The organism is Pediococcus ethanolidurans (assembly GCF_964062635.1).
GTDB lineage: Bacteria > Bacillota > Bacilli > Lactobacillales > Lactobacillaceae > Pediococcus > Pediococcus ethanolidurans.
Genome location: NZ_OZ061250.1, coordinates 1,819,225 through 1,843,806 on the forward strand (window position 1 = coordinate 1,819,225; position 24,582 = coordinate 1,843,806).

The window sequence follows — 24,582 nt, forward strand, 5'->3', positions numbered from 1 at the left end:
CCTACCTTTCATTCTTCTTCAATTGATTCAAGATTACTTACCAACTGAAGAAGCGTTTGATCTTGTGAATAATTATTTTTTACATATTCCATCAAGCGGTCAGTTTGATGATTGCGTGCTAAAAAGTCACCATACGTATGCAACTTTTCTTCATAATCTTCCAAAATTTGAACCGTTCTCTTAATATTATCATACACTGCCTGGCGACTTACAGCGTAATTTTCCGCAATTTCACCCAATGAGTAATCATCGGCGTAATAAAGCTGCATATAATTACGTTGTTTTTTTGTCAATAGACTACCATAAAATTCAAACAAAAAATTAATTCGATTATTTTTTTCAACTTCCATTCTTCACACTACTTCCTATTTAGAGGTTTCTAGGAAGCCGCTGAACAACCCATCAACAAAATCTTTAGGTGAAAATGGACTTAAATCATCCACTTGTTCACCAAGCCCAACATACTTGACAGAAAGATGTAACTGATTTCGAATAGCCAAGACAATTCCACCCTTAGCAGTGCCATCTAATTTAGTCAAAATAATTCCCGTGACATCGGTTGTTTCTTTGAAGATTTTTGCTTGACTCATTGCGTTTTGACCAGTAGTTGCATCCAAAACTAACAAAATTTCTTGCGGTGCATGCGGAATTTCACGCGTAATAACACGACGCATTTTATCCAATTCCTTCATCAAATTAACTTTATTTTGTAGTCTTCCAGCGGTATCTACCAAAACTAAATCATAGTTCTCAGCCTTAGCCTTTTTGACCGCATCAAACACAATAGCGGCTGGATCACTTTTTTCAGGGCCCGCAACGACCGGGACACCATCACGTTTGCCCCATTCTTGTAACTGTTCAATCGCACCAGCTCTAAAAGTATCACAAGCTGCTAATAAAACTTTTTTGCCTCGCTTTTTAAATCGATTGGCCAATTTTCCAATGCTGGTGGTTTTACCGACACCATTTACTCCAACAAATAGAAATACACTTGGCCCCTCAGTAGCAAAAACCAAATGATTATCTTCAGTAGTTCCATTGCGGGTATATAGAGAAACTAGTTTAGCCACGATAAGATTTGAAATTACCTGTTGATCTGATTCATGTTTTGCTTCAATTTCTTCACGTACTTCATCACTAATTTGAACGGCCGTTTCAAAACCCACATCAGCCCCAATTAGCGTTTCTTCCAAGTCATCATAAAAATCATCATCAACACCATTAAAATTGGTAAATAATGCTGTTAATTTTTGACCAAACGTTCGGCGTGATTTTTCCAATCCACGATTGTAACGATCAATTTCTTCTGCTTCTTCTGATGTCACATTCTGCGGATTAACTTGCGTTTCAGCCGGTGAAACTTCAGGTTCTTTTTTGGTTTGTTTTTCTTCATTTAATTTTTGTTCTTTTGCATGTTGTTCAATAGCTTGTTGTTCTTCAAGCTTTTTTTTCTTTCTTCGACCAAAAATACTCATTACGGGTTGGTCTCCTTTCTTGAAACGTCTTCAAGCGACACAGAAGCCATTTTTGAGACGCCAGACTCTTGCATAGTCACCCCATACAAGACATCACATTCTACCATTGTACCCTTTCGATGGGTAATCACAACAAATTGGGTTTGATGGCGAAAATTTCGTAAATAATCTGCAAATCGGGTGACATTGGCGTCATCAAATGCGGCTTCCACTTCATCCAAAATACAAAATGGTACTGGGTTAACTTCCAAAATAGAAAACAGTAGTGTAATGGCTGTTAACGCCCGTTCACCACCAGAAAGTAAGCTAAGACGCTGAAACTTTTTACCAGGTGGTTGCGCCTTAATTTCCATCCCTGTTGTCAATAAATGTTCCGGATCTGTAAGTTCCAATTTAGCTTTCCCACCACCAAACATTTTAACAAACACTTTGGAAAATGATGCAGATATCTTGTCAAAAGTTGTTTTAAATCGTAGGGCCGCCTCAGTATCAATTTCATTGATAGTTTCTAAAAGTTGCTTTTGTGAAGTGGTTAAATCATCTTTTTGACTCGTCAAAAATTGATAGCGTTCACTCACTCGTTGAAATTCATCAATCGCACCTACATTTACTTCACCGATTTCTGCCAATCCTTTTTTAGCTAATTTAAGTTCACGTTGTAAGTCTTCTGAACTTAATTCAACCGTCTGTTTTTTGGCTAATTCCAAACTTAAATGATACTTTTCATTTAAATCGTTTAAAGCATGGTCAATCTGTTCATTTAAACGCGTTTGTTTGATTTTAATTTCTTGTAAATCATCGCTTGAAACGGAACCCAATTCTTGAACGCGTTGTAATTCTTGTTCCTTGTTTGCGAGCGCTTTTTCTAACTCAACGAGGTCTTTTTTCTGTGCCTCCAATTGTTCTTTTAGTTGATCAATTAAGCTTTGGGTTCCCGTTAATTCTGCTTGTTGAGATTCGCTTTCATTACCTTGTGACTCTTGATCAGTTTGTAAATCTGTTTGTTGTTGTTCTGCCTGCTTGACAAGTAATTGTGTTTTTTTAATATTTTCTCCCAACGCATTAAATTTGGTTTGTGCCTGTGTTAAAGCCACTCGTGCGTTAGTTAATTGTTCCCTAAATTGTGCCAGTGCCTGCTGACTTTCATTCTGGGTTAAGTGTAGTTGGGTAAGCTTTTGCTTATTTTTATCAGTGTCTGTAGAAATTTTTTCTAACTCAACATTGAGCTGCTGTTCTTGTGCATCAAGCTCAGTCGATCGCGACGTAAAATCACTTTGAAGATCACCATTTTGTTGAGCCTCATAATCAACCGCCGCAATTCTACGATTCAATTCGGTAATTTGATTTTTAGTAATCTCTAATTTAGATTTGGCATCCTTAAAGTGATCACTAGCATCATTAAATTGTTGGCGCAGTTCTGTACCTTTAGCTTCAACGGCCTGCATTCGTTGTTTTAAATCCTGTACTAAATTTTCACGACCATCTAGTTGCGTTTTCATTTTATTAACTTGATCAGCTAAATTTTGTCGCGTTTGTTTTTGCGTCAATAAGCCATCGGACTGGCGGCGATTCACGCCTCCTGTCATTGATCCAGAAGGATTGATAATTTCACCATCAAGCGTAACGATTTTTAAACGAGTGGAAAGTTGTTTGGAAATTTCAGTTGCTTGTTTCAAATCAGTTGCAATTAAAATATTACCTAACAAAAATTGTTTTACTAATTTTAAATCATCAGATGTGTGCACTAAATCCGCTGCAATTCCTTCCACACCAGTTAAGTGTTGCATTTCTTGTTTAACATGATCTGATACTTGTTTGCCACGAATTCTTGAAAGCGGCAAAAGCGTCACTCGACCAGCACGTTTTTTTGTCAAATATTGTATAACTTGCCGCGCGTCTTGATCATTACCTGTAACTAATTGTTGTAACTGACCGCCTAATACCATTTCAATGGCCTTAGTGTATTTTTCTGGAACGTCAATTAGTTCTGAAACAACACCCACCAAGCCTTGAAAATTCGTCCGATTTTTCAAAACATTTTGGACCCCTTGATAATAACCACGGAGTTCAACGTCAGTACTAGTTAATGTTTCTAGGCGTGTTTTTGCTTGTTGATACACCCGTAAGGCATCTAGCCAGCTATCTTGGCTTTGTTTTTGTTGTTCAGACAATTTCTGATAAGAATTTATAGTTTCTTTAAGTTGATCTTCAGCTGTTTTAACAACCCTTTGTAGCCCTGTTACGTGCTGTTGCTGCTGTTGTTGGCCAGTTGTTAATTCGTTTAATTGATTTTTAAGTTTTTGAAGATCCGCATTGACATGCAGCTGTTGTTGGCTGTCCTGCTCATAGCTTTTTTTTAAATTAGTTTGATCATTATGAATTTGTGCCAACTGCTGCATTTTTTCAATATAATTTGTTTGCAAATGGTCAATATTTGTTTGAATTTCAGTTTGCTTTTTTTGGATTTCTTCTTCAGATAATTCGGCCAACTTCGCCTGAGTTCTTTCAACTGCTTTCTTATCTGTCGCAATCTCTTGATTTAATGCTAATTTTTGAGTTTGATAATCACTTAGTCTTTGGGAATTTTCTTTAATCGTTTCCGCCAACTCCGCTAATTGCTGTTGCTGATATTTATTCTTTTCTGAAGTGACATTTTGTTGTCCCGCTAAATTTTCAAACTTTTTGGTTGCTTCTAACAAATTAGCTTGTAGCTGATCTTTTTGAGCTTCTAGAGTCTGTCTTCTTGCTTTTAATTGATCTACCGCACCCGAAAAAGTTTCAGTTTGTGTGCGATACCTGGTCACTAATTGAGTTGCGTTCGTTAATTTTTCAGCAACTTGTTGATTTTCATCCTGAAGATTTTCAATCAAAGTTACCAAACGTGTTTTATCCAGTTTATCAAACTGTTTTTTTTGGTCCAAATAGTCTTGAGCAAGACTACTTTGTTCTTCCAGTGGTTCCAATTGAGATTGAAGTTCCACGATTAAGTCATTGACACGAGCAAGATAATCATTCGTTTTATTCAGTTCAAGCTCGGCTTTTTGCTTATCCTGCTTGTAACTTAAAACTCCAGCCACTTCTTCAATAATGACGCGTCGATCTTCTGGTTTACTATTGAAAATAGCTTCGACTCGTCCCTGTGAAATTACTGAAAACGAATCTCTTCCTAAACCTGTATCAACAAATAAATCCAAAACATCTTTCAATCGGCAATCAGTTTGATTAATCAAATACTGACTATCACCATTACGAAATAATTTTCGTGTGACGCTTACTTCGTTAAATTCCGTTTTTAAAAAATGATCGGAGTTATCAAGTGTAATTGTCACGGCCGCCCGATTAAGTGGCTGCCTACTTTGCGAACCTGCAAAAATCACGTCTGGCATTTTACCACCGCGTAAACTTTTAGCAGATTGTTCACCCATTACCCAACGAACAGCCTCGATAATATTACTTTTACCACTACCATTCGGTCCGACAATTCCAGTAATACCATCTTCAAAATTAATTGTTGTTTTATCGGCAAAGGACTTAAAACCGCTTATTTGTAAAGACTTAAGTCTCATTAAACATCAAACTCCTAATTTATGCATTTTTCACGCGCAATTTTTGTAAAGCATTCTTGGCAGCATCTTGCTCAGCTAGTTTTTTGGATTTTCCAACACCGGATCCCAATTGACGATCATCTGCAAAAACAGCAACTTTGAAATCAAGATCATTATCAGGACCAGCCTCATTCAATAGATCATAGTGAATCAACACATCTCCGTTACGTTGCAAAATTTCCTGCAAATTGGTTTTATGGTCAATCACATGATCGAATGCTTCTGTGTCTAACTTGGGAAAAATAACCTGCTGGACAAATTTCTCAACAGTTTGCCGACCTTGATCTAAATAAACGGCCCCAACAAAAGATTCAAAAATATCACAAAGAAGTGAATCACGATTTCGTGCACCAGCTTTTTCTTCACCTTTACCGAGAAGAATATACTGATCCAAATGACATTCACGGGCAAACTGACTGAAACTTGCCTCACAAACCATAGCTGCTCGTAAGCGAGTCAACTTTCCTTGTGGCATTTCTGGATAACGTTTGAAAATATATTCCGATACAATCAATTGCAGAACAGCATCCCCTAAAAATTCAATTCGTTCATAAAATTTTAAGCCTTGATTGGGATGTTCATTCACATAAGATGCTTGGGTTAACGCTTCGTTCAATAAATCCTCGTTATGAAACACAATTTGAAAATCTTTTTTTAACGCTTCATCAACAGATTTTTTCAAAAATTTTCATCCTTTCTTAAATACTCACCTTAACATTATATCTTTTTTTCTTAAAACTGCCCACTCTCTAACAGCTTTCAGATACAAATTGAGACCGGAACAAACTATTCCAGTCTCAAAAATTGATCATTTATTTTACTTTTTTTGATTAGCAGTAATGAAATCAACGGCTTCACCAACTGTGGAAAGCTTTTCAGCATCCTCATCGGAAATCTCAGCACCAAAAGTATCTTCTAGTTCAAGCACAAATTCAACGATATCAATTGAATCTGCATTCAAATCAGTTTTAAAATTCAGCTCATTTGTTACTTTCGCCTTATCGACATCAAAATGATCCACAATAATATCGGAAATTTTATTAAATACTTCTTCTTTAGTCATGCGATACTCCTTACATCATTTAATTACATCAGATAAGTTTAATGTTTTTCTTTGAACTTGTCCACCAAAATTATCGTTTTTTTAATTTTTATCAGTTGGTCGTGTTGCAAAATAATCAGCTAAGTTCTTGGTTAAGCTTGAATTAACCATTGAACAAAGTTGTCGTAAGGCGTGATATACTTGTATCTCATTACTTGATCCATGGGCTTTAACTACTGGTGCTTTTACACCCAGCAAAACAGCACCACCATGCTTTGAATAATCCATTTTGTTCTGAACAATTTTAAACGCTGGCTTCAGTAATAAACCACCAAGTTTACCTTGAATACCAGAATCTAAAATTGTGTGTTTCAGTAATTTCAGCATGGACAAAGCCGTTCCTTCGGTATTTTTAAGAACCGCATTTCCAGTAAAGCCATCAGTAACCACAACGTCCGCTTTTCCATTTAAGAGTTCTCGAGATTCAATGTTGCCTACAAAGTTTAGATTTGGATCATCCTTGAGAGTTTGATAGGTCTCTTTATGCAGCGGATCACCTTTGTCCTCTTCGGCACCATTATTTAATAAGGCAATTCTTGGGTTAGTAACTCCCATCACATTTGTACTGTAGAAATTTCCCAATACCGCAAACTGCTGTAAGTTTTTTACTTTACTTTCAGCATTTGCACCTACATCCAACATGGTAAATGAATCGTGCGCACCTTCTAATGCTGGTAATGTCGTGGTCATTCCGGGACGATCAACACCTTTAATTCTGCCAATAATAAATAAACTTGCAGCTAACAATGCTCCTGTATTGCCGGCTGAAAAAAGTGCATCAGCTTTTCCCTCTTTAACACTCTGGGCAGCCAATACCAGTGAAGACGTTTTCTTTTGACGAACGGCACGCACAGGTTCATCACCCATTGCAATTTCTGAATCTGTATGAACAATTGTAATTCTTGTTGCATTTTTTAGATATTTTTTAATTTTATCTTCTTTGCCAAATAAGATAAAGTGCACATCTGAGTATTCATCCCGAGCTAATTCAACTCCCTGAACAATTTTCTCAGGTGCGTAGTCGCCACCCATTGCGTCAATTGCTAACTTCATTTTTATTCCTCATTTCTAATATTAATCAAAATTGGCATTTTTTTGCATAATAATTTTTAAATAGCTGTTTAACTGCTCAAATTGCGGCTTACTTTGCCAATTTTCTTCATGAACAATTTTACCTGCTTCTAACTGAGCAGTTTGTAAAGCACCAATATCCACTATTGGATCACCAACCCGAAATTCGGGGATTCCAGACTGTTTACTACCAAAAACATCACCGGATCCACGAAGTTGCAGGTCAGCCTGTGAAATCTTAAATCCATCATTCGACTGGGTCATGATTTTCATGCGTTTAATCCCGGTTTCATTTTTAGGATCAGCAACTAAGATGCAATAAGCCTGTGCTTGTCCACGACCAACACGTCCCCGTAACTGATGAAGTTGAGCTAATCCAAAGCGATCAGCATCATAAATAATCATAACCGTAACATTAGGAACATCTACACCAACTTCAATTACAGTCGTCGAAACCAAAAGTTGAAATTCATTGTCCTTAAATTGACGCATAATTTGATCTTTTTCGTCAAACTTCATTTTACCATGAAGTAATCCTACCTTATAGTCAGGTTCAAATTCAGTTTGAAGTTGCTCATAGAGTGCCATCGCATTTTTTAAATCAAGTGATTCTGATTCTTCAATTAAGGGCGTCACAACAAAAGCCTGATGGCCATTTTTAAATTGTTTTTTTACAAATTCAAGTATACCCCGCACATTACTGCTTTTGACCCAACTAGTTAAAACTGGTTTCCGGCCGTTGGGCATTTGATCAATTGTTGAAACATCCATTTCGCCATAGGCTGTAATGGCCAAAGTTCGCGGAATTGGCGTTGCCGTCATGGCCAATACATCCACATTCGTCCCTTTTTTCCGCAAAGCTTCACGTTGTTTGACACCAAAACGGTGCTGCTCATCAATAATAACTAATCCCAGATTGGCAAATTCAACATCGTCTTGAATTAACGCATGCGTACCAATTACCAAATTAATGTCGCCATTTTCGATACCAGCCAACAATGCATGTCGTTGTTTGGACTTTGATCCGGAAGCTCCGGTTAACAGCCCAATATTAACACCCATTCCCGCAAATATCTTGGTTAAGTTATTAGCATGTTGTTCAGCTAGAATTTCCGTAGGAGCCATTAAAGCCGTTTGATAACCAGCTGTAATGGCTGCATACATGACAATTGCCGCCACAATCGTTTTCCCACTTCCGACGTCCCCTTGTAACAACCGATTCATTCGAATTGGTCGTTTAAGATCATAGCAAATTTCATTAACTACTCGTTTTTGAGCGTCGGTCAATTCATAAGGTAAACTAGCAATAAATGTTTTTAATTGATCAACATTATATTCAATTGCGGTACCATTTTCAGATTGATCTCGTTGTTTTAAAACTTGTAATTCCATTTGAAAAATAAAGAATTCCTCAAAAGTTGCCGTGCGCCGTGCTAGTTTGGCTGACTTTAGATCAGCGGGAAAATGTAAGTCGTGAATCATCGTTCTTCGATCAATTAAACGATACTTTTTAACGATTGCTTCTGGAATAATTGTTTTAATTTCATTTTGATATTGTTCAAAAGTTTGCGTAACCAATTTTTTAATGGTGTTTTGGCGAATATGCTGACTAGCTGGGTAAACTGCATCAACTTCCGTAGAATCAGCATTTGAAAATGGTAAAAGCTTCATTCCGGTCAAACTACGTCGACACGCATCCCATTTGCCGTATATCGCAATTTTTTTATCCATTTCCAATTGTTTTTTTATCCACGGTTGATTAAAAAAGGTTACCATCACAGATTCTTGTTCGGTTAATAAACGAAAATTCAGACGATTCTTTTTTCTACCATAGCGAGCGATAATTGGTTCTGATGCAACTGTCCCCTCTAAAGTAACTTTTTGTTGATCAACTAAATCTGCCATGTTTTGTGGTCGCAAATCTTCGTAGCGAAACGGAAAATAGCACAACAAATCTTCAATTGTATAAATTCCTAACTCATTTAGGGCCTTGGCTCGTTGCAGACCAACACCACTAAGTGTAGAAACAGGTGCAAAAATAGTGTTTTCAGTCATACACTGACTCCTTAACTACAAAAAGAGGCGGACAAATTTCCAACCTCTTTAGATTACTTATTCAACTGAAACAATAAATGGGTAAACTGGCTGGTCGCCTTCATGAACCTCAATTTCCAATTCATCATCTAACGCTTGGATTGTACTTTCCAGTTTCTCAGCTTCAGATTTTTTAGCATCTTTACCATAAATAATCGTCACAATTTCACTATCTTCATCTAACATTAGCTTTACCATCTCACTAGCAGCCTCAAGAATTGTCGGTTTAGTTGTTGCAATGGTGCCGTCAATAATGCCCATGAAGTTCCCTTTTTTGATAGTTTTGCCTTGAACTGTTGTATCTCGAATAGCTGTCGTTACTTCACCGTTCTTAACAGACGTTAAATTATCTTCCATTGCAGCCACATTCTCATCTAATTTACTGTCTGGATTGAAGCCCATCAAAGCTGTCATTCCTTGAGAAATATTGCGGCTATGCACAATTTTTGCTGGAATATCAGCTACCTCAATAGCTTGTTCAGCTGCCAAAAAAATATTTTTATTATTTGGTAAAACAATTGCTCGTTCAGCGTGCGAATCATTAATCGCCGCAACAATATCTGCTGTGCTGGGATTCATCGTTTGTCCACCGCTAATAATATGCGTCACACCAAGGCTTCGGAATAACTTATCCACACCTTCACCAGAAGCAATGGCGATAATTGCTGTTCCATTTGTGTCTGGTACCGGTTGATCTGCTTGAACAGGATCATCTTTTTCCATAATTTCTTCTTGTTGCTGGCGCATATTGTCAACTTTAACAGTGGCTAGATCACCAAATTGTTGTCCCCAAGCAAGTACTTTACCTGGATGCTCAGTATGAACATGTACTTTAACCACATCATCATCATTTACAACTAATAATGAATCTCCTAATTTAGCCAAGTAATTGTAGAACGTGTCGTAATCAAAATCTTGTTTTACCTGTAATCCTTTACCGATACGAACCATAATCTGTGTACAGTATCCATATTTAATATCTGCAGGGTCAATCTTGCCTTGAATACTTTGATGATGTTTTGCATCCACCATTTCATCCATCTGTTCTTCATCAGGTTGATCTTCTTCAACTTCAGTACGACCATTTAAAACATCATCAAAGGCATCAAAAACAAAAGTCAACCCTTGACCACCAGAGTCAACAACACCAACTTCTTTTAAAACTGGTAAAAGATCAGTTGTTTTCTTTAGAGCCTCTTTACCAGCCTTAGTCACTGCATCCATGACATAGACAATATCGTCTTTTTCTGTAGCGGCGTCATTTCCCGCCTTAGCAGCTTCTCGAATGACCGTCAGAATAGTTCCCTCAGTTGGTTTCATAACTGCCTTATACGCCGTTTGAGCGCCATCAGCGAATGCTTGAGCTAAATCCTCAGCATTCAAAGTCACCTTACCTTCAACACTCTTAGAAAAGCCACGAAAGATCTGAGATAAGATTACACCAGAGTTACCACGAGCACCCATCAGTAATCCTTTAGCGAGTGCACCCGCTAATTTACCAACTTCCTCACTTGGTTCATCCATTTCATACTTCGCGCCGCTTTCCATTGATAAACTCATATTAGTGCCAGTATCACCATCAGGTACTGGAAAAACATTTAATGAATTAATAAAATCGGCATTACGTTTTAATTTACGCGCACTTGCCTGAATCATTTGATCAAATTCTTCGTTCGTGATTTCAGTAGTTGCCACTTTCAATTGTAAATTCCTCCTCGTTTTAGTCCTTCGTAACTAGGCTTCTAATACCTTTACACCCTGGACAAAAACGTTCACAGAGTTCGCCGAAACACCTAACATTGATTCCAAATTATATTTCACTTTTGATTGTACGTTCTTCGAAACTTCAGAAATCTTTGTGCCATAACTGACAATAATATATACATCAATTGCCACACCATTATCCTGTTGACGAACAACGACTCCCTTAGCGTAATTTTCTTTACGTAAAATTTCGTTTAAATTGTCGCGGATCTGATTTTTACTTGCCATACCAACAACACCGTAATTATCTGTTGCTGCACCACCAACAACTGTGGCAATGACATCATTAGATACGTCTACTGTTCCATTTTTTGTTTGAATTTTTACAGCCATCAAAAATAGCCTCCCTTAAATCGTTCTTCTTATATCAACGATATTTTACCATACTTCACCAAACCAATAAACGCAACTCTCTTTTACATAATTTTGAATTATTGCTGATTAAAGGTGCAGTGTATCACTATTTTAAGCAATTTTTCAAATGGTTACATGTAGTTAACTATCGTCACGCTAACTAAACTGTGCTAAACTCATCAAAGAATGAGTTGTTATAATGATTCATCGAAAGACTTATTAAAATAGACTTCTTACCTAAAATAGTGACTGTCAAGTAAAATTACTTGAAAGAAAAGTATTGCAATCACGGGGCATATATGATAAGTTATTTAGGTGAGTTAAAAAGAATTCTATGATAAATATAGAAGCGACAAAGGAGGATTTTAAAATGGCAAAAGACTTTGTCACCGGTCGTCGTACCCACTTTGGTAACACACGTTCACATGCTTTGAACCACAGTCGCCGAAGCTGGAAACCAAATTTGCATAAGGTCCGCATTCTTGTGGATGGAAAACCAAAACGTGTTTGGGTTTCTGCTCGAGCACTAAAATCAGGCAAAATTAAACGTGCATAAAAAAGATTGAAGCTAACAAAGCTTCAATCTTTTTTATTTATAAATATTTTATTATTTAACATAATCTCGACTATAAATAGCCGCAACCATTCCGGTCGAAAAACTCAAAGTTGCCTGTTCATTAATAAATTCGTTACTGATATAAGCAACTGGATAAATATCAGATTGTTCATTTAACTTGTATTTTTCGTCTGGTAACGTTAAATCTTCAACATTTCCTAACGCAATAAACGAAAGATATTTGTAGTTTGGTTGTCTACGCAAAATATGTTTTCCTGGATTAAAAAAGAGCAGACTATTTTGTCGATCCACTATTCTAATCTGTTGCGCGTACTGCTTAAACTGTGGTTTTAACAACATTAAAAAATTACTCAAGAAATGATCCAATCGGCCACCTGTTGCGCCATAAATTGTCACTTCATCAGCATCAAACCGTGTAAATGCTTTAGACAAAGCCAGCTCGGTATCAGTATCGTCCTTAATCGGATTTACTTGAATAATTTGTGAAACTTTTCCCTTTATTTCTACTAATTCTGACTGACTCATTGAATCAAAATCGCCAATGGCCATGCATGGAATAATGTGATGATGTAATAAAAAAAGGCTGCCCCGATCAACGCCAATCCAATTCTTAGTTTGCTTAAAAATATCCTCTGGATAAACCTGTTGTGGACCACCTGCTAAAATATTTACCTGCATTAATCTGAAGTCCTTGTCTTAAGTTTCTTAATTTGCGCAATTGGATCGTCACTATTAAACACATAAGATCCCGCAACCGCGATATCCGCCCCAGCTTTATAGACCGAAGCCACATTGTTATCATTAATGCCACCATCGACTTCAATAGCAAAATTATTTTCACCTGTTTGGCGTAACTGATTAAGTCGTTGAATTTTTGGAATCATTTGTGAAATGAATTTTTGACCACCAAAACCTGGATTCACGGTCATAATGAGCACCTGATCTACTATTGGCAAAACATCTTCTACCAAACTAATCGGTGTCCCAGGATTCAAAACGACTTCTGCTTTCACGCCATGTTGTTTGATCATTTCCAGTGCCCGATAAATATGAGGGGTACTTTCAACATGAACACCAACAATATCAGCCCCAGCCTGACAGAATTGTGTCACAAATCTTTCTGGATTTTCAATCATTAAATGACAGTCCAACGGTATACTTGTAATTGGTCGAATAGCCTCTACCATTCCTGGTCCAAAACTCAAATTGGGAACAAATTGACCATCCATTACATCAATATGTAAAAAATCGGCTCCTCCTTTTTGAGCAAGTTCAATATCAGGTTTTAGATCCACAAAATTAGCACTTAAAATTGATGGTGCAACTTTAATCATAAGCTATTTCCCCCTCTTTTTTGAATATCCTTTTCGCTGATAATCAGGTTTTTGAGCCTTAATAAGATTAAAAAATTGAACATAGTTTTCATAGCGACTCGCCATGATTTTTCCAGCGTCCACCGCGGCTTTAACTGCACAATTAGGTTCATTAATGTGTAAGCATTCACGAAAACGACAATTCATACTTGCTTCAGCTATTTCCGGAAATAAATTTTTAAGTTCTTCTAAACGCATCTCAAAAACCGTATAACTTGAAAAACCAGGTGTATCCGCAACTAGGCCATCACCAACCGGAAATAAAGCTACTTTTCTAGTTGTATGTTTACCTCGGTTTAACGCCTGCGAAACTTCACCAGTTTGAAGAGCCAAACGCTTATCAATGTGATTCAGTAAGGTCGACTTGCCAGCACCCGTTTGGCCCATAAAAATGGTCAAGCGATTAGCAAATGATGTTTCCAATTTTTTTAATGCTTCACTAGTAAACGCTTGCCAATTCAAATAAACTTCATAACCAATTTTTCGATAACCCACTGCCAGCTGCTCCAACTCGGCTTGTTTAGCTTGCGGTGTCAAATCACCCTTCGTAAAATAAATGATTGGTCTAATCTTTTTTTCTTCTAAGGTTACCAACTGACGATCTAATAAATTAGCAGAAAAATCTGGTTGAACACAAGCCGTGACAACCACGGCCTGATCAATATTGGCCAACGGTGGTCGAACTAGTTCATTTCGACGTGCTTCAATTTTTAAAATGTAACCTTCATTTTTAGCATGACTTTCAAATTCAACCCAATCGCCCACAAGTGGTGAGACTCTTTGTTTTCGAAAATTACCACGTGCTCGAGTTCGAAAAATTTCTCCATCACTTTTGACATCGTAAAACCCACTCAACGATTGCACAATTTGTCCTTTTTGCATTAAAACCCTCCAAATCTAGTTGGTCACAGAAAAACTAATTGTTGTCATTCTTGGAACAACAACCTGATCAGGAACCACGCTTTGATAAATAATACGATTATGATCAAATTGGGTGGTTTGAACAATTTTTTTGGTTACTTTAAAACCCTTAGCACGTAATTTTTTTGCGATTTTATTATACGAACTGCCAATGTAATTATCCACTACATAACTATTGGGGCCTTGGCTAATCACAACATTCACTGCTACTCCTGCCTGAACTTGCTTTTTCTTACAAGGCAGAGTTTCAATCACTCGTTTGTAATTAACATTTTGATCTCCAGTTCGTGTTATTTGCCCCACCTTAAGATCATGTTTTTTTAAAACCGCAGTTGCCTGTGCCTGTGTCATTCCCGTCACATTGGGAATGGTAACCACCTTTGGAAAGCTCAAATAAAATGCCATTCCTATCCCAAAAATAAACAACAGGAGTAACCCAGCAAAAATAGCAATTTTTTTTCGTAACGGATGGCGCGATCTTCTCTTTTTTGTTTTTCCTGATGTTTCAAGCGTGCCACTTTGTGATACTGCTTTTAATTCCGCCACATCTTTAGTCTGTGGCTGAAATTCAGCAGCATCTGCAATAATTGTTTCGTCCGTTAAAGAAGGAGCAACAAATCGTTTTTCTCCAGCTCTTCTAACTGATAAAGCCGTATTAAGATCATCAGCCATCTCTGAAACAGAATTATATCGGTCAAACGGATTCTTAGCCGTTGCTTTCAACACAACATTTTCCAAAGCTTGTGGAATACGCGGATCAAAATCACGAACAAATGGAATTTGGTTTTGGTAATGTTTGATTGCAATTGAAACTGCATTTTCGCCCTCAAACGGTACACGTCCAGTTAACATTTCATAAAGAATAATTCCCAGCGAATAAATGTCAGAACGTTTAGTAGCTAGATGCCCTCGTGCTTGTTCTGGAGATAAGTAGTGTACAGAACCAACTACCACATTTGTTTGAGTAAGTGTTTGCTCTTCTTGGGCTAAGGCAACTCCAAAATCAGAAATTTTTGCGTTGCCTCTTTTATCCATTAAAACGTTTTGTGGCTTCAGATCTCGATGAATGATATCGTGGGCATGTGCTGCTGCAACACCACTTAAAATCTGTTCCATAACTTCAACGACTTGTTGATAGGGGATCGGAAAATGGTCTTTGATATATTGCTTTAAATCAGTTCCATCGACATATTCCATTACCAAATAATGTATGCCATTATCTTCACCAACATCATATACACTTACAATGTTTGGATGGACCAATTCAGTAGTCGATAATGCCTCACGCTGAAATCGTTGAATTGTTTTATCATCATTTTGAAGATCAAAGCGCAGTAACTTCACTGCCACGTTGCGTTTCAAAATCAGGTCATGCGCTAAATAAACATCTGCCATACCGCCTTCACCAAGCGGACTAATAATACGATATCGTCCATTAAGCGTTTGATTCGGTGTCATTTACTTACCCACCTCATCTTCCGCCTGAATAAGAAGAACGGTGACATTATCACGTCCCCCTGCCTGATTAGCAAACTCAATTAATTTTAGACACTTTTCTTCTAAACTAATTGAACTTTCTAAGACATTTGCAATTGTTTGGTCTGTAACCATATTTGTTAAACCATCTGTACATAAAAGTATTTGATCATTTTTTTGCCATACATAAGTATGAACATCAATATCTGAATTTGTCGAGATGCCTAACGTTTTAGTAATAATGTTTTTTTGTGGATGCGTTCGCGCTTCTTCAGGCGAAAGTTCACCCTTTTTTATTAATTCATTCACTAAGGAATGATCCGAAGTTAATTGTTTTAATTCGTTTCTTTTGAATAGATAACAGCGACTATCTCCCAAATGAGCAACAATAAACTGATTTTTCAGAATGATCGTAACCACAATTGTGGTCCCCATACCATTCAAATCTGAATACTTTTGTGAGGTTTCAAGAATTTCATCGTTTTCCTGCATAACTTCTGTTTGAAGCCACCTAACAGCATTAGTGACGTCCATAAACTCTGTGTTCTGAAATAAGAATCCGAGATGTGACACTGCCATTTCGGAAGCTACGTCTCCACCTTGTCGACCACCAATCCCATCCGCAACAATACTAAATAAGACGTCTTTTTTATTTTTAAAAACGCCTACATAGTCCTGATTTTCATCTCGATGATTACCAATATCAGACTGAAAAGCATACTTCACAATTGATCACGCTCTCTTTTGTAAACAAGCAATGAAAAAACCATCAGATTCAAAATCATCCGGATAAATATTAAGATATGGTGTTTTTCTTAACGATTTTAACTGTTTTTGAGTTTGCGTTTGAATTAAATTAAATTCGGGATGAAGTTTCAAAAATTCAGTAATCGTATTTTCATTTTCTTGTTTTAGTATCGTACAAGTACTGTAAGTTATTATACCGTTATTTTTTACTTTTGCAGCCACTGCATCTAAAATTTCTAACTGAATTTTGTGAAGATTTTCGCTATCGTTTAATGCTTTTTCATAACGGATTTCTGGTTTACGTCGTATTAATCTGATTCCTGAACATGGCGCATCTACTAAAACACGATCAAAATAATCATCTTTAACTATGGGACCGATCTTTCGCGCATCCAGTACTTTTGCATCAATTTGATTTGCGAATCCCATTCGCTTGGCATTGCTACGAATTAAAGCCACCTTTTTGGAATGTAAATCCAAAGCCAAAATATGATCGTTTTTTCCGAGTCTTTGTGCAATATGAGTAAATTTCCCACCGGGAGCCGCACAGGCATCTAAAACCGTCATTCCCGGTTTTAATTGCATCGTTTCTGCAACCAACATCGCACTTTCATCCTGAACTGTCAAAGAACCATTTTTAAAAAGTTGCGATCTGGCGACGTTTACATTTGCAACAACAATACCATCCTCTGCAACCTTACTTACCGATGCTTTGTATCCTTGATCGTTCAACGCTTGAATTGCTTCTGCTTTTGTAATTTTTTGCGTATTAATTCGTGCAGTTTGCCGTGCAGGCTGATTAATAGACGCTAGAATTTGATTTGCTTTATTTTCACCTAGTTGCGCATCCAATTGCTGAATAATCCAGGGTGCAACACTATATTTAATACTTCGAAACTCTTTGGGATCTTCAATTGCATCTAACTTGGGAAATCCTTTTCTTTCCATCATATGTAAAACGCCGGTCACAAAGGCACGAATGCCGTTATGACCCTTTGTCTTTGCAATTTCAATACTTTCATTAAAGATTGCTCGTGTTGGAACTCAATCCAAATAAATCATTTGAAATTCTGCCGACAATAATAACTGATACACCCAATCTTGAACTTTCTTATTTTGAATAAAAGGCGACAAATAATACTCCAGCGTTAATTTTCGCTGAATTACACCGTAAACTATTTCTGTTAACAAATTAATGTCTAGTTGGGATAGTTTGCTCTCAGCAATCACATTTTTTAATTCAATATTGGAATATGCACCTTTACTTACTTTTACTAAAATATCAACAGCTAACCATCTGGGATTTCGTTGCTCATCTATCATAATTTAATAACCTGTTCGCCTTCATAAAATGCTTCCTGACTACCATTCAAATAATCCGTGATCTCCATCTGAGGTTTTCCAGCCGGTTGAACGCGATCTAAACGAACAACGCCCTTATCCCCAGTTGCAATGAGTAACTCATGCTTTGTTTTTTCAACAACTTGTCCAGGTAGCAAATCAGTCTTCTGCTTCAATGGCGTAAGCGACCATAACTTGGTGCGTACACCATTCAAAATTACGTAACCAACAGGGAAAGGCCGAAGTGCACGTACTTTAGCATCAACTAACTTTGCTGATTTACTAAAATCAATCTGTTCTTCTTCTGGCTTAATATTTGGTGCAAAGGTAACTTGAGTTTCATCCTGTTCCACACCTGTTAATTCTCCGGCAATTAACTTAGGTAAAGTATCATTGAGCAAATTACGTCCCACGATACTCAATTTTTCAAACATTGACCCAACATCATCTGTATTTTCAATATTAATTTTTCTTTGTGCCAACATTTTGCCAGCATCCATTTTTTTCACCATGTAAATAATCGTTATACCAGTTTCGGATTCACCATTCATAATGGCATATTGAACTGGGGCTCCTCCACGATATTTAGGTAATAAAGAACCATGAACATTTACAGCAGCAATTTTTACTGAATTAATCAATTTCATAGGTAAGAATTGACCAAAGGCAGCTGTCACAATTAGATCTGCATTGAAAGCAATAAGTTGAGCCATTTCTTGCGAGCCACTGAGTTTTTCGGGTTGAAAAACTGGAATATCATTATCAACAGCCACTTTTTTTACGGGTGACATGGTCATTTTATGTTTTCTTCCTGTACGACGATCAGGTTGCGTGACTACTGCCTCAACCTTATATTCAGGATTTTGAATTAAACTTTTTAAAATTGGAGCGGCAAATTGTGGAGTTCCCATAAAAATAATTGATTTCATTAAACTAATTTCCTCCTACATAAATGATTGTGGTTCAGCATCAATGGACAATTGAATGCCTTGACGATAATCGCTTTGTGATTCCTGTAATATTTTGGTAACTGCGGCATGTAGATTCGGTTCATTTTTATATTTAATAACTATTTGATAATAATATTTATTCTTAACTCGTGCAATCGGTTTAGGTGTCGGGCCCAAAATAATCGCCTGAGAACTCAGTTTTGGTTGAAGTTCATTTAAAACAGCATACATTTTTTTTGCCGCCATTTTTTCTTCTTTATGAGCAGCTGTAATTTGTAAAGTATAGTAATATGGTGGGTATTTTCCCTGATGGCGAATATACATTTCTTTACGGAAAAAGTTTTCATAGTTCTGCGTTTTAGCCAATTGAACTGCATAATGATCTGGATTAAACGTTTGAATAAACACTTCTCCCAATTTATCAGCCCGTCCTGCCCGACCGCTAACTTGGGTCAAAAGTTGAAATGTTCGTTCACTTGAACGAAAATCTGGCAATTCCAAAGCTGTGTCCGCATTAAGCACCCCAACTAGGGTAACATTAGGAAAATCCAATCCTTTGGCAATCATTTGTGTGCCTAATAAAATATCAGCCCGTTGTTCACCAAACTGTCTCAGGATTTTTTCATGAGCACCCTTTCGCCGAGTTGTATCAACATCCATTCTTAAAATTCGTGCTTTAGGAAATTTCAACTGCAGTTCTTGTTCAACTTTTTCCGTACCCGTACCATAATAACGAATTTTTCTACTATGACAATTAGGACACTGCTTAGGAATTGGCTCTTCATGCCCACAATAATGACACTTCATACTGTGACTATCCATATGTAAAGTTAACGAAATATCACAGTTAGGACACTTTAAAACAAAACCACAGTCACGACACATAATAAACGAAGAATATCCTCGGCGGTTCAGCATCAAAATACTTTGTTGACTAATTTTTAAACGACTATCTATTGCTTCTAATAAAGGTTGTGAGAAGTTTTGATCTGCACCTGCCTGAAGCTCCTCACGCATATCGACAATCTTAACTTTAGGTAAGGGATGACCATTTATCCGTTTTGGCAACCGTAATAGTTGATAAACATTTCGTTCACTTCTTGCACGTGATTCTAGTGATGGCGTTGCACTTCCTAAAACTAACGGACACTTATAAAATTCACTTCGCCACTGAGCGACATTTCTGGCATGATAGCGTGGTGAATCATCTTGCTTATAACTAGTTTCATGCTCTTCATCAATGATAATAACACCAACATTTTCAATAGGGGCAAAAATTGCCGATCTCGCCCCCACAACGACTTGTGCCTCATGTCGTTTAATTCTTCGCCATTCATCAAACTTTTCACCATCCGAAAGGCCACTATGAAGGACGGCAACTTTTTTGCCAAACCGTCCCTTAACTCTGCTAACCATCAACGGAGTGAGTGCAATTTCAGGCACCAACATAATGGCCGTTTTTCCTTTAGTTAATGCATAAGCAATTGTTTGCAAATAAACTTCTGTTTTTCCACTACCGGTGACACCCTCTAATAAGAATGTCTGCGGTTGTGATTTATCAATATTTTGAGAAATTTCATCTAAGGCATGTTGCTGATCTTGATTTAAGGTAAGGGGTAACGTTTGTTTTTTTAAATCTTTGTACGGATCTCGATATTGTTCAACTTTTTGACGTATTAACCAACCTTTTGCTTCTCCAATTTTAATAGTTGCAGAAGTGATGTTTAGTTTATTCTCCAAACTAGTTTGCGTAATTTTAGTTGCATGATTTGCCAAATAATGAACTAACTGACGTAGTTTAATGGCATTTTTGCGTAGTGACGCAAGAATTTTAGTTTCTTGATCTACTGATAAACGCGATTCAATTTGAAAAATCTTTTTTGTTTGAGCCTGATTTTTAACTCGATAAACGATTTCAATTTTTCCTTGTTTACGCAAATTGGACAGCTCACTTTGTTGTAATGTTGAAAGCTCATCAGTCTCAAAATTGTCCCAACTTGTTGAAGGTAATATTGCAGCCAATTGTTGTTTTGAAATCTGATCATTAACAATTTTTAACTGCTTACTATATTTTGCCCGCATGACATTTGGCAGCATTGTTAATAAACAAGTCACGCGAAAAGAAAACGTGGTATCTGCAAGCCAACTAGATAACTGAATCAATTCAGTATTCAAAACTGGTTCCAAATCCATTAAACTTTCAATTTTCTTCAATTTCTCGGTATTAATTGTTTCCATTTCAATTTTTACAACAAAGCCTTGGACTTTTCGATTACCATTACCGAACGGAACAACCACTCGCATACCAATTTGAATTTCATTTTCAAGTTGTTTTGGAATTAAATATGAATAAGGACTATTTGTCTGCATTGTTGGTACATCAACAATTACTTTAGCAACTTGAATCATAACTTCACCTACTTATGCAAACCGTTTTGCAATTACTTCTAACACTTTTCTAGCAATATTTTTTTTGCTTGTTTTGGAAATTTGTATATTCTTTTCATCAGGCTGTAAAATTGTTACGGCATTGTCATTCACATCAAAGCCAATATCAGTTCGTGATACATCATTTGCCACAATCATGTTTACATTTTTAAGTTTTAGTTTTTTTTCAGCATTATTAAGAAGATCTTCTGTCTCTGCTGCGAATCCAACTAGAAACTGATCAGGGCGAGCCCGTTTTAAACTTTTTAAGATATCTGGTGTTTTTTTAAGTTCCAAAATCAATTTATTCGATTGAGCGTCTTTTTTTATTTTATGATGGGCAACGTGTGTGGCCTGGTAGTCAGAAATCGCAGCAGCCATAATTAAAATATCTGCTTTATTAAATTCCGCTTGGATCGCTGCTTTCATTTGCGACACGGTTTCTACATAAATAACGTTAACATTAGCTGGTGCCACCAACTGTTTTGTTGCGGAAATAAGCGTCACATGCGCCCCGAAAGCCTGAGCAATTTCCGCAAAGGCATACCCCATTTTACCAGAGGATCGATTAGAAATATAGCGAACTGGATCGAGATACTCTCTAGTCCCTCCGGCCGTTATTAAAATATTTTTATTCTTTAAACTATTTAAACCCAAATTTTGTTTTACCGTTATTTGCGCTAACATATAGGACATAATTGCTGCAGATTCTGGAAAACGACCTTTTCCCGAATAGCCTTCAGCGAGCAGACCTGAGGCAGGTTCCATTACATGGACACCATCTTGTTTCAAGGTTTGAACATTACGCTGATTAGCTGGATTATGCCACATATGCACGTTCATTGCCGGGATTACAAAAATCGGAGCAGTAACTGCCAATAAAGTTGTGCTCACAAAATCATCTGCTAAGCCAGAAGCCATTTTGCTGATAATGCTAGCTGTAGCAGGTGCAACAATGGCAAAATCAGTCCAATCAGCTAACTCCACATGTGCAACTGGAGCAGTCGTCACTTGCTCAAACAAATCAGTTTGTACAGCATGACGACTAATTGTTTGAAAGGTCGCTTCACCAACAAATTTGGTGGCCGTTTTGGTCATTGCAACGCGTACCAAAGCTCCTTGTTTTTGAAATAACCGAATTAATTCCACAACTTTATAAGCTGCGATTCCGCCGGTTATAAAAAATGTAATATGCTTATCTTTCCACATATAACTTCTCCTCATATTGAAACTGGATTTAAAATTTAAAAAAGGTCTGAAAGAAGTTTCTCCCAGGCCTTTGTTTAACAACTTTAAAATTCGGTTTTGTCAGGATCAATTACGACATCACCGGCAACAATTTCTTCCAATGCCTGACCAACACTTTTAGAGGATTCATACTTATCTAAAAGTGGTTGTGCGCCAGCATCTAATTCATGGGCACGTTTACTAGCTAACATAATTAAAGAATAACGTGAGTCCACACGTTCTAGTAAATCATCAACTGATGGATATAAAATCATTTTATTTATCTCCTAACATTTCTTCATATTCTGGAAACACACGAGCAACCCGAAATCGTTCGCTTTTAATAATTGTTTTAATACTTTCAACAGCATTTTCAACTTTATCATTAACAACAGCAAAATCATAATCCTGCATCATTCGAATTTCTTCAACTGCCTTAGCCATTCGCTTGTTAATCGTTGCCATGTCTTCTGTACCACGATTAATAATTCGTTGCTTTAACTCCATCAAATCTGGAGGAGTCAAAAAGACAAAAACACCATCGGGAGATTTCTTTCTAACTTGTAAGGCACCATTCACTTCAATTTCCAGAAAAACATCCTTACCTCGATCTAAAGTTTCGTTAACATACTTTAAAGGAGTTCCATAATAATTGTCAACATATTTTGCATACTCCAACATTTGACCAGTTTCGATATTATGTTCGAACTCTTCTTTAGAAACGAAATAATAATCAACACCGTCAACCTCACCCTCACGAGGTTTACGAGTTGTCATCGAAATTGAATACTGAAAATCATTTCCACCTTGGTCAAAGATTGCTTTACGTACCGTTCCTTTACCAACTCCGGACGGACCTGATAAAACGATAAGCATCCCTCTTTTTGCCATAATTTAAAATCTCCTAAATATAATGTAACTCCTATTATCGCTTTTTTAATCGTTCTTTTCAACTATCAATCACGCTTTATAGATACTCTTTTAGGTGATTTGAATATTTTTTATAATTTCTATTGCATTTGTGAACGTTTGTTCGTATAATAAAAACACAAACAAACGTTCGAGGTAGAAAATATGGAAAATTTACAACAAAATCATAATCGTATGACCAGATTTGTACAAAACTCTTATCAAAAGCTCTTTTCAGAACCCAGTTTAAATGGTATTGAGCCACAAATGCCACTGTTTCAAGTAAATAGTTTTTTAAACCAAGCTATTAATAAGAACTACACAGTTACCATCCAAATTAATGCCAACGAAACAATTTATGAAACAACTGGCACACTCACTAAAATTACTGATGAGCGATTCATTTTGACGAATTCTCACAAAAACGTTACCTACTTGTTAGGAAACGCTGACATCCGCTTCATCAAAAAGCTATAAACCGGCTCTTAACTTAGTTTATTTAGGTTGTTTTGCCCGTTTAAAGGCTGGATCTAAGCAGTTTTGTAGCCACCCTAATACCAGATCAGAAATAATAGCCATCAGTGCCGTTGGTAACGCCCCGGCCAAGATAATGGCACCACCATTTGTGGCATTTGTTCCTCTAATAATGATGTCACCTAAACCACCGGCACCGACAAAAGTACCAATGGCCGTAATTCCAATTGCCAAGACTAACGCGTTACGAATTCCAGCCATAATTACTGACATCGAAAGCGGCAATTCAACCATATAGAGCAATTGAAATCGTGTCATTCCCATTCCCCTGCCCGAATCTAAGATACTTGGATCAACACTTTGCATCCCACTGTACGTATTTTTAATGATTGGCAACAAAGCATATAAAAAAACAGTTGCAATGACCGTGTTTACACCTAATCCTAAACCTAACATAATGATTGAAAGCATGGCTAAAGAGGGAACGGTTTGAATAACATTTGCAATTCCAACGACGGTGGAACTAAGCCTTGAATGGCGTGCAATCAAAATTCCCAAAGGAATCCCAACAATTGCTGCAAACAAAACACCATAAATTGAAATCAAGAAATGACGGTTAAATTGTGATAATACATACATGCCGTTATGAGAAAAATAGTAAATTAACTGTTGAAAAATATTTAAATTTGCCATCT

Annotated in this window: 22 protein-coding genes and 1 pseudogene; 2 read left to right on the top strand and 21 right to left on the bottom strand. The window is 37.0% G+C overall.

Annotated features, from left to right (window positions below; all coding sequences use genetic code 11):
• Nucleotides 1-8: 8 nt before the first annotated feature.
• The 9 genes from AB3219_RS08945 to AB3219_RS08985 form a co-directional block, all read right to left on the bottom strand.
• The gene (locus AB3219_RS08945) at nucleotides 9-350 is read right to left on the bottom strand and encodes a putative DNA-binding protein (protein WP_057806199.1); all 342 of its coding nucleotides are present in this window, start codon (nucleotides 348-350) and stop codon (nucleotides 9-11) included.
• 15 nt (nucleotides 351-365) lie between these two features.
• Entirely contained in the window at nucleotides 366-1,475 is a 1,110-nt protein-coding gene (ftsY, locus tag AB3219_RS08950) for a signal recognition particle-docking protein FtsY (RefSeq protein ID WP_216753647.1), read from the bottom strand.
• Entirely contained in the window at nucleotides 1,475-5,041 is a 3,567-nt protein-coding gene (gene smc / locus AB3219_RS08955; protein WP_260365148.1) for a chromosome segregation protein SMC, read from the bottom strand. Before smc ends, ftsY begins: the two co-directional genes overlap by 1 nt.
• A 19-nt stretch (nucleotides 5,042-5,060) precedes the next feature.
• The gene (rnc, locus tag AB3219_RS08960) at nucleotides 5,061-5,762 is read right to left on the bottom strand and encodes a ribonuclease III (protein WP_367369406.1); all 702 of its coding nucleotides are present in this window, start codon (nucleotides 5,760-5,762) and stop codon (nucleotides 5,061-5,063) included.
• Nucleotides 5,763-5,897: 135 nt separating this feature from the next.
• Complete coding sequence (acpP, locus tag AB3219_RS08965) at nucleotides 5,898-6,143, bottom strand: acyl carrier protein (RefSeq protein WP_057806205.1); 246 nt, start codon at nucleotides 6,141-6,143, stop codon at nucleotides 5,898-5,900.
• An 81-nt stretch (nucleotides 6,144-6,224) separates the two neighbouring features.
• Entirely contained in the window at nucleotides 6,225-7,235 is a 1,011-nt protein-coding gene (gene plsX, locus AB3219_RS08970; RefSeq protein WP_216753644.1) for a phosphate acyltransferase PlsX, read from the bottom strand.
• Between the two features lie 21 nt (nucleotides 7,236-7,256).
• Entirely contained in the window at nucleotides 7,257-9,308 is a 2,052-nt protein-coding gene (gene recG / locus AB3219_RS08975; protein WP_216753643.1) for an ATP-dependent DNA helicase RecG, read from the bottom strand.
• A 57-nt stretch (nucleotides 9,309-9,365) separates the two neighbouring features.
• On the bottom strand, nucleotides 9,366-11,042 hold the full coding sequence (locus tag AB3219_RS08980) for a DAK2 domain-containing protein (RefSeq protein ID WP_216753649.1): 1,677 nt from the start codon (nucleotides 11,040-11,042) through the stop codon (nucleotides 9,366-9,368).
• Between the two features lie 39 nt (nucleotides 11,043-11,081).
• Nucleotides 11,082-11,444 carry an Asp23/Gls24 family envelope stress response protein gene (locus tag AB3219_RS08985; protein ID WP_057806214.1) on the bottom strand — a complete coding sequence of 121 codons (363 nt, stop codon included), beginning with the start codon at nucleotides 11,442-11,444 and terminating at the stop codon, nucleotides 11,082-11,084.
• 391 nt (nucleotides 11,445-11,835) lie between these two features.
• Between AB3219_RS08985 and rpmB the strand changes: the two genes are divergently transcribed.
• Nucleotides 11,836-12,021: a 50S ribosomal protein L28 gene (rpmB, locus tag AB3219_RS08990; RefSeq protein WP_046870836.1), complete on the top strand. Its 186-nt coding sequence runs from the start codon at nucleotides 11,836-11,838 to the stop codon at nucleotides 12,019-12,021.
• Between the two features lie 51 nt (nucleotides 12,022-12,072).
• Here the strand turns inward: rpmB and AB3219_RS08995 are convergent, their stop codons facing one another.
• The 11 genes and pseudogenes from AB3219_RS08995 to gmk all read right to left on the bottom strand — a co-directional run bounded on the left by AB3219_RS08995 (nucleotide 12,073) and on the right by gmk (nucleotide 23,395).
• Entirely contained in the window at nucleotides 12,073-12,720 is a 648-nt protein-coding gene (locus AB3219_RS08995; RefSeq protein WP_216753641.1) for a thiamine diphosphokinase, read from the bottom strand.
• Nucleotides 12,720-13,376 (bottom strand): ribulose-phosphate 3-epimerase, encoded by a 657-nt coding sequence (gene rpe / locus AB3219_RS09000; protein ID WP_216753640.1) that lies wholly within the window; start codon nucleotides 13,374-13,376, stop codon nucleotides 12,720-12,722. Before rpe ends, AB3219_RS08995 begins: the two co-directional genes overlap by 1 nt.
• 3 nt (nucleotides 13,377-13,379) lie before the next feature.
• Nucleotides 13,380-14,297, bottom strand: coding sequence for a ribosome small subunit-dependent GTPase A (gene rsgA / locus AB3219_RS09005; protein ID WP_260365149.1), 918 nt, complete (start codon nucleotides 14,295-14,297; stop codon nucleotides 13,380-13,382).
• 15 nt (nucleotides 14,298-14,312) lie between these two features.
• Nucleotides 14,313-15,794, bottom strand: a complete 1,482-nt coding sequence (gene pknB, locus AB3219_RS09010; protein ID WP_216753638.1) for a Stk1 family PASTA domain-containing Ser/Thr kinase — start codon at nucleotides 15,792-15,794, stop codon at nucleotides 14,313-14,315.
• Nucleotides 15,795-16,538 (bottom strand): Stp1/IreP family PP2C-type Ser/Thr phosphatase, encoded by a 744-nt coding sequence (locus AB3219_RS09015; RefSeq protein ID WP_216753637.1) that lies wholly within the window; start codon nucleotides 16,536-16,538, stop codon nucleotides 15,795-15,797.
• A 6-nt stretch (nucleotides 16,539-16,544) separates the two neighbouring features.
• A pseudogene (gene rsmB, locus AB3219_RS09020) lies at nucleotides 16,545-17,882 on the bottom strand (16S rRNA (cytosine(967)-C(5))-methyltransferase RsmB).
• On the bottom strand, nucleotides 17,879-18,829 hold the full coding sequence (fmt, locus tag AB3219_RS09025; protein WP_216753636.1) for a methionyl-tRNA formyltransferase: 951 nt from the start codon (nucleotides 18,827-18,829) through the stop codon (nucleotides 17,879-17,881). Before fmt ends, rsmB begins: the two are co-directional and overlap by 4 nt.
• Before the next feature lie 15 nt (nucleotides 18,830-18,844).
• A complete protein-coding gene (priA, locus tag AB3219_RS09030) occupies nucleotides 18,845-21,259 on the bottom strand; it encodes a primosomal protein N' (RefSeq protein WP_367369407.1) in 2,415 nt (804 codons plus the stop codon).
• A gap of 12 nt (nucleotides 21,260-21,271) precedes the next feature.
• Entirely contained in the window at nucleotides 21,272-22,486 is a 1,215-nt protein-coding gene (gene coaBC / locus AB3219_RS09035; protein WP_216753634.1) for a bifunctional phosphopantothenoylcysteine decarboxylase/phosphopantothenate--cysteine ligase CoaBC, read from the bottom strand.
• A gap of 83 nt (nucleotides 22,487-22,569) precedes the next feature.
• Nucleotides 22,570-22,779, bottom strand: a complete 210-nt coding sequence (rpoZ, locus tag AB3219_RS09040) for a DNA-directed RNA polymerase subunit omega (RefSeq protein ID WP_057783506.1) — start codon at nucleotides 22,777-22,779, stop codon at nucleotides 22,570-22,572.
• A gap of 1 nt (nucleotide 22,780) precedes the next feature.
• Nucleotides 22,781-23,395 carry a guanylate kinase gene (gene gmk / locus AB3219_RS09045; protein ID WP_057806232.1) on the bottom strand — a complete coding sequence of 205 codons (615 nt, stop codon included), beginning with the start codon at nucleotides 23,393-23,395 and terminating at the stop codon, nucleotides 22,781-22,783.
• Nucleotides 23,396-23,578: 183 nt separating this feature from the next.
• Between gmk and AB3219_RS09050 the strand changes: the two genes are divergently transcribed.
• Nucleotides 23,579-23,890 carry a hypothetical protein gene (locus AB3219_RS09050; protein ID WP_216753633.1) on the top strand — a complete coding sequence of 104 codons (312 nt, stop codon included), beginning with the start codon at nucleotides 23,579-23,581 and terminating at the stop codon, nucleotides 23,888-23,890.
• A gap of 18 nt (nucleotides 23,891-23,908) precedes the next feature.
• Here the strand turns inward: AB3219_RS09050 and AB3219_RS09055 are convergent, their stop codons facing one another.
• A complete protein-coding gene (locus AB3219_RS09055) occupies nucleotides 23,909-24,580 on the bottom strand; it encodes an ABC transporter permease (protein WP_216753632.1) in 672 nt (223 codons plus the stop codon).
• Nucleotides 24,581-24,582: the final 2 nt, after the last annotated feature.